Source organism: Vibrio cholerae (genome assembly GCF_008369605.1).
Classification (GTDB): Bacteria; Pseudomonadota; Gammaproteobacteria; order Enterobacterales; family Vibrionaceae; genus Vibrio; species Vibrio cholerae.
Genome location: NZ_CP043554.1, coordinates 1602445 through 1614992 on the forward strand (window position 1 = coordinate 1602445; position 12548 = coordinate 1614992).

Annotated in this window: 11 protein-coding genes and 1 pseudogene; 4 read left to right on the forward strand and 8 right to left on the reverse strand. The window is 46.3% G+C overall.

What is annotated here, in order from left to right:
- Positions 1 to 29: 29 nt before the first annotated feature.
- From prpC to F0316_RS07450, 3 genes are all read right to left on the reverse strand, one after another.
- The gene (gene prpC / locus F0316_RS07440; RefSeq protein WP_114731685.1) at positions 30 to 1163 is read right to left on the reverse strand and encodes a bifunctional 2-methylcitrate synthase/citrate synthase; all 1134 of its coding nucleotides are present in this window, start codon (positions 1161 to 1163) and stop codon (positions 30 to 32) included.
- Between the two features lie 173 nt (positions 1164 to 1336).
- Positions 1337 to 2233: a methylisocitrate lyase gene (gene prpB / locus F0316_RS07445; RefSeq protein WP_000059217.1), complete on the reverse strand. Its 897-nt coding sequence runs from the start codon at positions 2231 to 2233 to the stop codon at positions 1337 to 1339.
- 10 nt (positions 2234 to 2243) lie between these two features.
- Positions 2244 to 2948 carry a GntR family transcriptional regulator gene (locus F0316_RS07450; protein ID WP_000842742.1) on the reverse strand — a complete coding sequence of 235 codons (705 nt, stop codon included), beginning with the start codon at positions 2946 to 2948 and terminating at the stop codon, positions 2244 to 2246.
- 632 nt (positions 2949 to 3580) lie between these two features.
- On the opposite strand from F0316_RS07450, the gene F0316_RS07455 reads away from it, so the two are divergent.
- From F0316_RS07455 to F0316_RS07465, 3 genes are all read left to right on the forward strand, one after another.
- Positions 3581 to 4552: a tripartite tricarboxylate transporter substrate binding protein gene (locus F0316_RS07455; protein ID WP_000911050.1), complete on the forward strand. Its 972-nt coding sequence runs from the start codon at positions 3581 to 3583 to the stop codon at positions 4550 to 4552.
- A 250-nt stretch (positions 4553 to 4802) separates the two neighbouring features.
- Positions 4803 to 5300, forward strand: a complete 498-nt coding sequence (locus F0316_RS07460; RefSeq protein ID WP_001281721.1) for a tripartite tricarboxylate transporter TctB family protein — start codon at positions 4803 to 4805, stop codon at positions 5298 to 5300.
- A gap of 9 nt (positions 5301 to 5309) precedes the next feature.
- Positions 5310 to 6839 carry a tripartite tricarboxylate transporter permease gene (locus F0316_RS07465; protein ID WP_002052089.1) on the forward strand — a complete coding sequence of 510 codons (1530 nt, stop codon included), beginning with the start codon at positions 5310 to 5312 and terminating at the stop codon, positions 6837 to 6839.
- A gap of 145 nt (positions 6840 to 6984) precedes the next feature.
- Here F0316_RS07465 and F0316_RS07470 read toward each other — a convergent pair whose 3' ends face one another.
- The 5 genes and pseudogenes from F0316_RS07470 to F0316_RS07490 form a co-directional block, all read right to left on the reverse strand.
- On the reverse strand, positions 6985 to 7782 hold the full coding sequence (locus F0316_RS07470) for a DUF1460 domain-containing protein (protein WP_001959506.1): 798 nt from the start codon (positions 7780 to 7782) through the stop codon (positions 6985 to 6987).
- A gap of 350 nt (positions 7783 to 8132) precedes the next feature.
- Positions 8133 to 8771, reverse strand: a pseudogene (locus tag F0316_RS07475) (outer membrane protein).
- A 313-nt stretch (positions 8772 to 9084) separates the two neighbouring features.
- On the reverse strand, positions 9085 to 10077 hold the full coding sequence (locus F0316_RS07480; protein WP_149560367.1) for a DUF2955 domain-containing protein: 993 nt from the start codon (positions 10075 to 10077) through the stop codon (positions 9085 to 9087).
- A complete protein-coding gene (locus F0316_RS07485; protein WP_148536888.1) occupies positions 10067 to 11173 on the reverse strand; it encodes an HlyD family secretion protein in 1107 nt (368 codons plus the stop codon). The genes F0316_RS07480 and F0316_RS07485 overlap by 11 nt, the downstream gene beginning before the upstream one ends.
- A 20-nt stretch (positions 11174 to 11193) precedes the next feature.
- On the reverse strand, positions 11194 to 11688 hold the full coding sequence (locus tag F0316_RS07490; protein ID WP_059260656.1) for a hypothetical protein: 495 nt from the start codon (positions 11686 to 11688) through the stop codon (positions 11194 to 11196).
- A gap of 146 nt (positions 11689 to 11834) precedes the next feature.
- Here F0316_RS07490 and F0316_RS07495 point away from each other — a divergent pair, with 146 nt between their 5' ends.
- On the forward strand, positions 11835 to 12515 hold the full coding sequence (locus tag F0316_RS07495) for a potassium channel family protein (protein ID WP_001239780.1): 681 nt from the start codon (positions 11835 to 11837) through the stop codon (positions 12513 to 12515).
- The last annotated feature ends 33 nt before the right edge of the window (positions 12516 to 12548 follow it).

Here is a 12548-nt window from a genome sequence, read left to right on the forward strand (position 1 = left end):
ACTGGAGGGTTCGTTGTACTTGTTCAGTGTTAGCCACGCTGTTCAATCGGCAACCAAGTTTGATGCTCAGGCCCCACATAATCGGCGCTTGGGCGAATAATTCGGTTGTTGACACGCTGCTCATAAACATGCGCCGCCCAGCCGGTTAAACGGCTCATCACAAAGATTGGCGTAAACAATTTGGTCGGAATGCCCATAAAGTGATAGGCCGAGGCGTGGAAGAAGTCCGCATTACAGAACAGATCTTTCTCGCGCTTCATCACCGCTTCCACACGCTCAGAAACAGCGTAGAGATGAGAATCCCCCACCGCTTCAGAAAGCGCCTTCGACCACTCTTTGATTAATGCATTGCGTGGGTCACTCTCACGATAAATCGCGTGGCCAAAGCCCATGATTTTCTCTTTGTTCGCCAACATGCGCATGATGCCCGCTTCCGCTTCATCGGCACTGTGCCACTGCTCAATCATCGCCATCGCGGCTTCATTCGCTCCACCATGCAAAGGCCCGCGTAGCGTACCAATCGCGCCTGTCACACAAGAGTGAATATCCGACAAGGTTGACGCGCAGACTCTTGCTGCAAAGGTAGAAGCATTGAATTCATGCTCAGCGTACAGAGTGAGCGAGCAGTGCATCACTTTTTTGAACAGCTCGCTCGGCGCTTGGCCAGTGAGCATTTTGAGGAAATAGCCGCCAATCGAATCTTCACTTTGATCGGCGGTATCAATACGCACCCCGTCATGACTGAAGCGATACCAGTAACAGATGATCGCCGGAAACAGCGCCAACATACGCTCGGTCGCCGCTTGTTGCTCAGCAAAGGTATGTTCAGGCTCAAGGTTGCCAAGAATGGAGCAGCCCGTGCGCATCACATCCATCGGATGCGCTTCAGCAGGGATCAATTCCAGTGCTTGTTTAAGTTTTTCGGGTAAACCGCGCAGGCCAATCAAACGAGTTTTGTACTGATCCAGCTCTGCTTGCGTTGGCAGATGCCCCACCAATAGCAGGTGCGCGACCTCTTCAAATTGAGCATGATGGGCCAAATCGGTAATGTCGTAACCACGGTAGGTTAACCCGGTTCCCGTTTTTCCCACAGTACACAAAGCGGTGCTTCCCGCGCTTTGGCCGCGCAGCCCTGCTCCGCCTAACTCTTTTGCAGCAGACATGTCGAACTCCTTTTCTGGCTCTCCTTTTGGTGCTAGCGCACCGACCTCTTAGTGTCCACCTTCAAGTGTTTTAGGAGAGCAATTTCACGTTATTGGATTTAATGTTCTCTTACTCGCGCAGCCACATTGGCTGTCAAACATAAGAGGGTTGTTTTCCTTGGGCTTCCCTCGACTTAAGAGGGTTGTGAAAACAGCTGATCCAGCTTGTCTTCGTATTCGTGGTAATGCAGATAAGCGTAGAGCTCTTTGCGCGTTTGCATTTGATCGAGCAGTGCTTCCTGATTCCCGTGTTCCAGCAAGTGGCGATACACATTTTCCGCCGCCTTATTCATGGCGCGGAAAGCGCTGAGTGGGTACAGCACCATATCCACATTCACCGCCGCTAATTGCTCACCGCTGTAAAGGGGAGTCTGACCAAACTCGGTAATGTTGGCCAAAATCGGCACAGGTTTACCTGTGGCACTACGCAGTGCAGTCGAGAACTGCTCGTACTGTTTCAGCTCAGTCATGGCTTCAGGGAAAATCATGTCCGCGCCCGCTTCCACACAGGCGATCGCTCGTTCAATCGCACTGTCCATGCCTTCTACCGCTAAGGCATCGGTGCGCGCCATGATCACAAACTCAGGATTGATGCGCGCATCCACTGCTGCTTTCACGCGATCCACCATCTCTTGCTGGCTAACAATCGCTTTATTCGGACGATGGCCACAGCGTTTTTGCGCCACCTGATCTTCCATGTGCACTGCTGCGGCTCCGGCTTTTTCCATCGCTTTGATGGTGCGAGCAATGTTAAATGCGCCGCCAAATCCGGTATCAATATCCACCAGCAAAGGCAAATCGCAGGCGTTGGTGATGCGTTCCACATCTACCAACACGTCATTGAGTGTGGTGATGCCCAAATCTGGCAAGCCGTACGAGGCATTGGCAATGCCACCGCCAGAGAGATAAATCGCTTGATGGCCGATACTTTTCGCCATCATGGCGCAGTAAGGATTGATGGTGCCGACGATTTGCAGTGGATGATGGGTTTTCACTGCCAGCCTGAATTTGGCGCCAGGACTTAAACTCATGGGATTCTCCTTAACCTTGTTGTTGGGCATCCAGCATTATTTGTTGTTCGATCAATTGACGACTGCGCGAGATGTGGCGACGCATCAGCATTTCGGCCAACTCTTCGTCTCGTTGGCGGATCGCACGCAGAATAAATTTGTGTTCTTCCAAAGCCTCTACCGGACGCGAATGCGAACGTGGCGATTGGTAACGATACATGCGCAGCAAGTGGTAAAGCTCATCACACAGCAAACCAATCAGTTGTTGATTGCGGCTGGCCTGAATAATTCGGTAGTGGAAATCGAAATCACCCTGCTGGTGAAAGTAAGAAGCGCCTTCAACCTGATCGATATGGGTCGAATGTGTCGACAATAGGCTTTCTAAGCCGGCCAGTTCGATTTCAGTAATATTGCGCGCTGCTAACCTTGCGGCCATGCCTTCCAGAGCTTCGCGCACTGCATACAGCTCAACCAATTTGGTGGGTGACAATTGAATCACTCGCGCACCGATGTGCGGAATACGCTCTATCAAGCCAAGCCCTTCCACTCGCATTAACGCTTCACGCAGTGGGCCACGGCTGACTTGAAACTGTTTGGCGAGCTCAGGTTCAGAGATTTTACTGCCCGGCGCGAGCTGACCTTCAACAATGGCTTCAATCAGATACTCAGTCAGATTCTCTGATTTGGTGCTCTCTTTTTCAGTGCTCGCTTGGCGGACTAACGGACTACTTTTCATCAATCGTGATTCTCATCTTCGCACCTAACTGTTCACAACTCACTCTGTGTTAAATGCGCATCGCTATCTTGGTCTGATGAAAAAATAGCCCATAAAAGTGTCGACAATCAAGACAATTGTCGACACTTTAGACTAAGGTATAAAGTTGAACACGGGGAGAAAGAAAGGGAAATTGAAGTAAAAACCTTTAAAAACAAATAGTAAAATAAAGACTTCTTTTTTATTTCTCACCGACTGGTTGCGTATCATGATTAATATCTGTCTACACAACACGCCTTTCCATGACGTCAACATAACCTCAATCAAGACCGTAAACTTTATGAACATAATTCACTTAATGCCCAATATTGCTTTTATTGACGGATTAAAGACATTTATTTAACAGCTTATTAACCTTGGTTACATGCTCATTATCAGGAGCAGTGGTACCCCAAACCTTGGCCACAGAATCCTCACGATTGACGATAATGACTGACAAGCGTTAATCATGTCTCTTTTCGTGAGGTCGTGGTGAAAAAGAGATACCCCAATGACTTGAATCGTAGCCGACACCGCTGCCGCTTCAGATCAAAAGGGGACAAAACAATAAGCATCAACGAGCTGTATGATGCGCCAACATAAGGAACGTGAACATGCTGAAGTTTTTTAAACCCTCCCTCACCGCCGCCATGCTGGCCGCTACTTTTTCTTTCTCTTCTCTCGCGGCTGACCTTGAAAAAATACACTTTATCGTACCCGGTGGTGCTGGTGGTGGCTGGGATATGACGGCACGCGCCACAGGCGATGCGCTTATGAAAGCGAAATTGGTCGGGAATGCTTCTTACCAAAACCTCTCTGGTGGCGGTGGCGGTAAAGCGATCGCACACCTGATTGAAACCGCCGATCGTCAGCAAGATACGCTGATGATTAACTCGACCCCGATCGTCATTCGTTCGCTGTCTGGTGTTTTCCCTCAATCTTTCCGAGATCTCACGCCAGTTGCCGAAATCGTCTCTGACTACGGTGCGTTTGTAGTGGCAGGTGATTCAAAATACACCTCTTGGGAACAAGTGGTCGCGGATTTCAAAGCCAACCCTAAGCAAATCAAAATCGCAGGCGGCTCAGCACGCGGCAGCATGGATCACTTAGTCGCTGCGGCGGCCTTTAAAGGCCAAGGCTTAGACCCGAAAGAAGTACGTTACGTGGCTTATGATGCGGGTGGCTCAGCCATGACTGCCCTGCTCTCTGGCGAAACTCAAGTCCTTTCAACAGGTCTGGGCGAAGTGCTGGAGATGTCGAAATCTGGTCAAGTGCGCGTTTTAGCGATCACCTCTCCAAAACGTTTGGACATCGCACCCGATATTCCAACCCTTGCCGACTATGGCAACCCAACCACCTTCGTTAACTGGCGTGGCTACTTTGCCGCACCGGGCGTGAGCGCAGAAAAAGTCGCGGAGTGGAACGAAGTGTTCAAGAAGATGTTTGCCAGCGAAGAGTGGAAAGTGATCCGTGACCGTAATGGCTGGATTGACAGCTACAAAGGTGACAAAGAGTTTTACGCTTTCCTTGAAGAACAAGAGAAGCAAATGGGCGACCTGATGCGTGAACTCGGCTTCTTGAAGTAATTGCAGCAGAAGCGGAGCAATCCGCTTCTCTCACACTGTTTGCCGAGTAAACGTAAACACCGTCACTCCTTTGTTTATGGGTAAAGTTTGTTTATGGATAAAGTTCCTTTGACTTGCAGTCATACCCAAACACCTTAATGCTGCCTGCATTTTTGCTGGTAGTGTGACAGGTTTGGTTAATCCCCATTTATTAACTTGTGTTTACTCGGCTCTTTCTCGCACACCGTTCACAAACCCAATGGAGTTGGATATGTCGGACCTGCCAACCAAAATTTTCACCAAAGAAAACTTACTCTGCCGTGACCGAGTGGGAGCCATGTTATTCCTGCTGTTCACCCTTGGTTACGGCTATCAAACCTCACTCATCACCATGTTTCCGGGCGATGAGTTGGAACCCTTTAACGCCCGGACTCTGCCTACTATTTTGACTTATGCGGGCATCGCCCTATCGCTGTTACTGCTTGTTGTTGGGCAACCCGATAAGAAAAGTGGTGCGGTATTGGAGTTTAATTGGAAGTTACTGATTGGCTTTTTGGTACTGATGGCGCTGTACGGCCTTGGCCTGACTTATCTCGGTTTTGTGCTGGCCACTTCCTTCTTCTTACTTGCTGGTTTTTACCTGCTGGGCGAACGACGTAAAAGCATCCTGTTTGGTGCTTCATTCCCCTTCGTGCTCGCTTTTTATTTGTTACTGACCAAAGGACTGGATGTGTATCTTGAACCTGGTCATCTGTTTACTTTCGGATAGGAAATCATCATGTTAGACGGAATTTTACAAGGGCTGGCAACGGCGGTAATGCCGACCAACCTGATGATGGTCATGATCGGCTGCTTTGTCGGTACCTTCATTGGCATGCTTCCCGGTTTAGGCCCCATTTCAGCGATTGCGCTGATGATCCCGATTACTTACGGATTAGAACCCGCTTCTGGCCTGATTTTGATGGCGGGCGTTTACTACGGCGCGATTTTTGGTGGCTCAACCTCATCGATTTTGATCAACGCACCGGGGTGTTCTTCAACCGTCGTGACCGCATTTGATGGCTACCCAATGGCGCAAAAAGGCCAAGCGGGTAAAGCACTGGCACTCGCCGCTTACGCTTCCTTCACTGGCGGTACACTGTCTGCCATTATGTTGCTGTTTGCCGCGCCTGCCCTAGCCAAAGTATCACTCAGCTTCCAATCGTCCGACTATTTCGCGCTGATGCTGGTTGGCCTTTCCGCCGTGGCCGCCTTTGCCGGCAAAGGCCAAGTCATCAAGGCATGGATGATGACTGTACTCGGTTTAATGCTTTCCACCGTCGGTATTGATAAAGGCATTGGTGTCGAACGCTTCACCTTCGGTCTGACCGATTTGATGGATGGCTTTAGCTTCCTACTCTTAGCGATGGCGACCTTTGCCCTTGGCGAAACCTTAATGGGCATTTTAAAACCAGATGCAGACAACAGTGCCAACGAACAAGAGCAGATGAAAAACATCGGCAGCATGAAACTGACTAAGGAAGAAGTCAAAGAAGCGGCTCCGGTTTCACTGCGCTCCTCAATCCTTGGTTTCTTCACTGGCGTACTACCCGGCGCAGGCGCAACCATTGCGGCTTTCTTGGCTTATGGAATGGAACGTAACCTCGCCCCCAAAGCTAAAAAAGAAGAGTTCGGTCAAGGCTCGCTTCGTGGCTTAGTGGCGCCAGAGTCGGCCAACAACGCGGCATCCAGCGGTTCATTCGTACCACTGTTAACACTGGGTATTCCAGGTTCGGGCACCACTGCGATTATGTTGGGCGCATTGATCGCTTACGGAATTCAACCGGGTCCGCGTCTGTTTGTTGAGCATCCCGATATTTTCTGGTCAGTCATCATTTCAATGTACGTGGGTAACATCGTACTGCTGATTCTCAACTTACCTTTGATCCCGTACATCTCCAAACTACTGGCAGTACCACGCACTGTACTGTTGCCGATGATTCTGTTCTTCTCCATCACCGGCGTGTATTTGGTGTCGTTCAATACCATGGATGTGTATGTGATGATTCTGGTCGCGATGGGCGCAATTGCCCTGCGTCTAGCGAACTTCCCACTCGCCCCCCTCCTGCTCGGCTTTATTTTGGGCGGTTTGATGGAAGAGAACTTACGCCGTGCATTGATCATTACGGATGGCGAAATCAGCTTCCTGTGGGAACGCCCAATCACTTTAGCCTTTACCGTATTGGCGATTGTGACACTCCTCAGCCCACTGTTTGGCCGCTTGATGGAGCGTAAAAAGCGTCCAACAGGAGTGAAGCTGCCGCACTGATTCTATTCTTTGCAAGAAGATAAGCGCGCCACCGCAAGGTGGCGTTTTTCTATATTTCGCGACGATCTGTTCACTACTCTTGGAACAATCGACGTTCTCAGTCATTGTTTAAAATATCTCAATAATTTCCATCATTAGAAATCAATCATTCGACCCGCAAAACCACAATTCCGGGTTTTGAACGGATATAATCCATAAAAGGAAGATCGACAACTTTATTGTATTTGGATAAGGATGAAGCGTTACGGTAGAGAATTTGATTATTTTCTTTAACGATAATGCCGGTATGAGTGACATCTAACCCGATTTTTGGAGAATAAACCCCGACTAAGTCACCATTTTGCAGATTATCGAGGACAGATTGAGTAATTTTATCACTCGGAATATAAGTGATCATTCGTGGAATAACTCCTAAACCTTGAATATATTCCCCGCCTTCTACTTTTTGATTTAACTGTTTAGGTACAGTGATAGCATCAGGACTCATCTTTTCAGTAATATCGATAGCAATCTGTGGTGATAATGCATACCAATCACTGAAGAAGTGCTTGCGATCATAAAAATGAATATGGGACTTTTTATAGCGAATATTCATCAGGGAACTGAAAAATGATGGTGTATCGGAAGCTTGGCTTAACGCTACGACATAATCTAAATAGGTAAAACAATCCATCCCATCAAAGTTCACTACTAGCGCGTATGGCTGGTCGGAATGATGAACTAATGTATTCGCTTGATAGGGAGTATCCATAAATAAGCGAGATGTATGAACGAGTAAGTCACCCGATGTTAAATATGCATTCGGTTTTATTTCACTTTCGATAATAGAGTTTACTTTCTCAAGAGTACGCTCGCTAATACTAATGGAATATTCATCTGAGTGATGTGTTGAACAGGCAGCGAGTAATATTATCAGCAGAGCAATAAAAGGCCGTTTGAGCATCGATTTTTTATCCTTATTATTGTGACTCATAAATCATGTCATTTATTCATAATGGCAATGCACCCTGCCTACTTGTACTTTGCACACTCTACCACTGTTCTATCCTTTGTCGACATTCAGTTTATGCTGTAAAAAAGCCGCCTAAATTGGCGGCTCGATTAGCCATCATACCCAAACGGCTTGGAGTTGCAGACAGCAAGTGAGTTCATCCCAATGAGCATAGATAAACACTGTGATTGGAGTGAACAAACGTAGCCATCACCGCTGCAGCTTCAAGTAGGAAAGGGATATTTTTCAAACTCGCTTTAGTTTGTAACTGATAACCCTAGCAAGTCTTTTAGAAAAATAGATTAGTAGTTATAGTTCACACCAAGAAATACTTGGCTGGCTTTAGTAAAGTTGACATTGTCCAAGCCATCAAATTTGTTGCTAGCCAGATATTGATACTTATAACCTAACTCTAAATTCCAATGTTCAGTGAACATAACGCCAGCACCAACAGACGCTGCGAGCAAAGCTCCAGTGTTACTTTGATTTTTGTCAGCACGACTTAAGCTTCTTACTGAGACATCTAATTCATCATGATATAGACCAATCTCTGCACCCGCTTTTACGTAAAACAGATCATTGAAGTTATGTTGAATATTCTGCCCTACACCAAGGATCGCGAGTTGACGCTCGACGACAAGCTTATTGTATGCATCAAATAGTGTAATTTCCGTATTACCATAATCTAAAAACACATAACGAGTGGTCAATTACTGTTCATTCAGTTGCTTGGTCGCTCCCCAATGAATACCTAGCATGGCGAACTTTTCATCGATATCTTTGAGATCTGAACTTGTATCTTTGCTGAAATCATTACCAAAATCAGAGCTTTTGAAACTAATACCAAATTGGTTGTTGGACATGGTTTCTTGGGTTGTTTCCGCTTGCACAGAGGACGCGAATAAAATGCTAGTAGCAAGCAAAGAAATAACTGTTTTCATAAAAAATAACCTTTAGGTATTTATAGTAATAACGAATATCTTTTGCACAAAATCGATTAAATTTCACTCATTAATTCACAATAATCAGATTATGAACCTTAGAGACTATCGACATTGAGAAAAGAGTCGGCATTTTACTCATAAACACAAAAAATGAAAGTCAAATAATTCATTCACTTTTTGTAAGTTAGTCTCTCATTTAACTTGTTTCTCTGCTCGGTGTAGAAAAATCAAAAGCTTTTAATTCCAATTACGCCCCAAAATATAAAAGCGTCACCATTATCGCAAATGGTGACGCTCTCGTTTTAACGTATCAATGTTTCGTTTTGGGATACAGGATAACCAAACTCATCAGACCGAGTAAGACCGCCGCAAAAACGGAGGTAAAACGCACCAGATCATCGGAAATTGCACTGATGCTGGTTGAGGTAATTCCGTAAAACACCAAAACGACATAGCTGGAATACATCAGTTGAATCGAGTTATAGCTGGCTTTCTTGGCTACCGCATGAATACCCATAAATAGCGAGCTCACCAGCGCAACACCCAAGGTCCCCACCAGATTTGCTTGCAATAAACTCATAGCAAGCGGTGGAATCGCATACAGCAAACTGGCATAGGTCGTCAGGAGTCTTCTTAAGCCATAATCTTTGCCAATACTAGGGTCAGGATCTTTAATCATTAACGCGACAACGATGGTAATGATGGTACTTTGCTCCAAGTCCAATTGGATAGTACACACCATCATGGTCATGACAATGATCGCTTTAAACAGGGTTTGCCAGTCAAGTAAGTATTTGGTGGTCGATGCTACAGGAGCCACACTCGTCGCCAGCGGCTCACCGCCCGGAAATAGCCAGTAAGCCAGATAGGCAGTAAATCCTGCGATAAAAATATTTTTTAGTAGCGCCATAGGGATTTGCTCAACGCTAATCCCTTTCTGCTGCGTAAAAACGGCAATCATAGCCGTGGAGACGATGAGCAAGATGGCAAACACGTCTTGTGGATTTTTCTTAGTACGCTCCATACACCAGTAAAAAATTCCAAACAAGAACAGGTAGTAAACATGCACATAATCGGTCAGCAGCTCACTCATTAGAGCCTGAAACCAAGCCGTAATGAACAAAATCCCGCCCATGATAAACACCATAATCACAGGCGGTGGTTCATGAGTTGTGGTGAGAAAAACCGCACACATCGCTGGCGCGAGTAAAGGCAAATCTGTCCCAAATACGTATTGCCAGAACAGCAAAAGTACTGGGAATACCGCAACTCTTATAATTGGGTTGGCGGCACTACGATACATAGCTGATATAACTCCATGCCCAGATCCACACATCTTGCAATCTTTCACCTAGGTAGCTTTCATCAGGATAAAAACCGACCACGGCGCGACCACCGTATCTGAGTTCCAAATCTGCCGGTAACTCAGTGAACTCGATATTCACAGGGAAACGTTGTGCTTTAGCACTGCTGGTTGGTGAAGTCATCAGGCCATTACTGGCATCTTGTGCAAGGCTACCATTACCGCTGCTTCCCCAACCGATGGAGGAGATTTGGCCGGTAAACACCTCTCCGGGATAGGCATCGAAAACAATTTTGACTTTATCGCCCGATTTTAAATGGGCCAGAGAGTTTTCTCTCACCATAGCGGTGAGCCATAGATTGTTGTTATTAATAAAAGTGAGTAGTGGTTGTCCTGCCGCAGCGTAATCACCGACGGCCACATTCATGTTAGTGATTACACCATCTGCAGGTGCGATAAGTTTGGTGTGATTAAGGTTGAGAAGCGCTTGTTCTTGTCGGTTTAACACTGATTGAATCTCAGGGTTATCAATGCCTCTTGGGCCAAACTCTTGTTTTGCTTTCTCTAGAGCGGAGGAGGCTTGAGCCAGTCCGGCTTGCGCTGTCTCTAGTTCAGCGAGGATATTGTCCATTGTCGCTTGGCTGATAGTGCCTTTGTCTGCCAAGACGCGGTTACGCTCGACATTCTTCTTGGCATTGGTGACCTTTACACGTGCCGCAACTTCATTGGCTTGAGCAACACTGATCGCGGCCGAATCAGCTTGATATGATTGCGCGGCTTGTTGCAAATCGAACTTCGCTGCTTTCACCGCCAGTTCAAATGGACGTGGGTCGATAGTGACCAGCTCATCTCCCGTCTTCACACTACTGTTGTTAGTAATATGCACTTGTGCAATTGGGCCAGAGACTTCAGGACTAATGCGGATCAATTGACCATTAACGCGCGCTTGATCGGTCATAGGCGTCATTCTGTCTGCCCACAAGGTGTATAGCCAAAGGGCTGCAACCAAAGCAAAAATATAGTAAGTGAAGGAGCGAGCTTGATTAATTTTTTTATCGCTTTTCTCAGCACTCGTTTTGGTATTATTTTCTGACATTTTCGGTTCCTATTTCTCGTTTACTGCTGTTGTTCCAGTAAATTGACTTTCTTATAGATAATACTTTTCTTGGTTCGTACTTCGACGGCAATCGTAATGATGAAAGCAAACAGGCCAACTAATAGCACGGCACTCGAAGAAGAAACCGACACCTCACCAACGTATTTGGTCCAGATTACAGCAAGAGCCACAAACCAACCAAATAGCGCCGCCGCCTGCCCAACCGCAATCGGCACAAGGTTAGACCAAAAACCGCTCTGAAGTTGCTGCACATGCTGTGGATGGGATTTGTTCAGTTGATGAAGAAACAGCTTGGAAGTGATCAGCGATAAAATAATCCCTAAACCGAAGGTGAGAGACACGGCCTGTCCCCACACGGTCACCTCAGAATTTGTGATCACATTAAGTGACATAGGAACGCTATCCATTCCTTTGAAATGGTAGCTCGCGATATAACCATTGATGGCTCCGTTAATCACCCCGCCCACCAATGAATCTTTCACTTTGATATCCACGTTTCGCACCTTGAATGTTATTCAATAAACTGCTGCTGAGTATAACGATAATGCTCGAACAAATGCATATTAAACATGGCCATTTTTCGATATTCTTTTGCCCCAGTGTGCTGATACGCAATGCAAAAAGCGAAAGGAAATCAACCATGAGGCTCAGTAAACCACTACCCAACATCAGTGAAAAAAATAATTTTATCTACTTCACGTTAGCCTTGATCATACTGCTGATCTCCTCAGCTCTTGTACAACTACTACAAGACAATGTGATGGACTACGTCATGCAGGGCATCATTGTCGTGATCTTTATTGTTTGCTTCGTTAGCTTGCACTTTGACCGCAAATGGACGCATTTTTTAAGAGGCTTGGCGTTGGTATGGGTAGGGGCTATCGTGACGCAACATCTCTTTTATATCAAAGAGATGAATATCTTGATGCTGGCACTCATTTTTGTCTTTTTTTATGGGACTTTCCAATCTTTAGTTAGGCAGATTCTATTTTCAGGAAAAATTGACACCAATAAGCTAATTGGCTCTCTCGCCTTATTCTTATTGCTTGGACTAATGTGGGCCGTGGCTTACCTACTCTTGTTAGAGTTAGACCCGCAAGCATTTCACGGTTTGCAAGCCATTCCGTGGGCTGATAACTTTTCTAACAGTGCTTACTTTAGTTTCGTAACGTTAACCACTCTCGGTTATGGGGATATTAGCCCCGTGACTCCCATTGCCAAAACACTCGTCTATTTAGAATCAGTTGTTGGCGTTTTCTATATGGCGGTGGTTGTATCAAGCTTAGTCAGCTCAAATTTAGACGGAAAACATCATCAATAAATGGCGATCGATTCGCCCTGCTGAGGAGATGTG

Excerpts from the sequence above, each read along its gene's own strand:
- prpC (WP_114731685.1), bottom strand. The coding sequence starts at position 1,163 with ATGTCTGCTGCAAAAGAGTTAGGCGGAGCAGGGCTGCGCGGCCAAAGC.
- prpB (WP_000059217.1), bottom strand. The coding sequence starts at position 2,233 with ATGAGTTTAAGTCCTGGCGCCAAATTCAGGCTGGCAGTGAAAACCCAT.
- F0316_RS07450 (WP_000842742.1), bottom strand. The coding sequence starts at position 2,948 with ATGAAAAGTAGTCCGTTAGTCCGCCAAGCGAGCACTGAAAAAGAGAGC.
- F0316_RS07455 (WP_000911050.1), top strand. The coding sequence starts at position 3,581 with ATGCTGAAGTTTTTTAAACCCTCCCTCACCGCCGCCATGCTGGCCGCT.
- F0316_RS07460 (WP_001281721.1), top strand. The coding sequence starts at position 4,803 with ATGTCGGACCTGCCAACCAAAATTTTCACCAAAGAAAACTTACTCTGC.
- F0316_RS07465 (WP_002052089.1), top strand. The coding sequence starts at position 5,310 with ATGTTAGACGGAATTTTACAAGGGCTGGCAACGGCGGTAATGCCGACC.
- F0316_RS07470 (WP_001959506.1), bottom strand. The coding sequence starts at position 7,782 with ATGCTCAAACGGCCTTTTATTGCTCTGCTGATAATATTACTCGCTGCC.
- F0316_RS07480 (WP_149560367.1), bottom strand. The coding sequence starts at position 10,077 with ATGTATCGTAGTGCCGCCAACCCAATTATAAGAGTTGCGGTATTCCCA.
- F0316_RS07485 (WP_148536888.1), bottom strand. The coding sequence starts at position 11,173 with ATGTCAGAAAATAATACCAAAACGAGTGCTGAGAAAAGCGATAAAAAA.
- F0316_RS07495 (WP_001239780.1), top strand. The coding sequence starts at position 11,835 with ATGAGGCTCAGTAAACCACTACCCAACATCAGTGAAAAAAATAATTTT.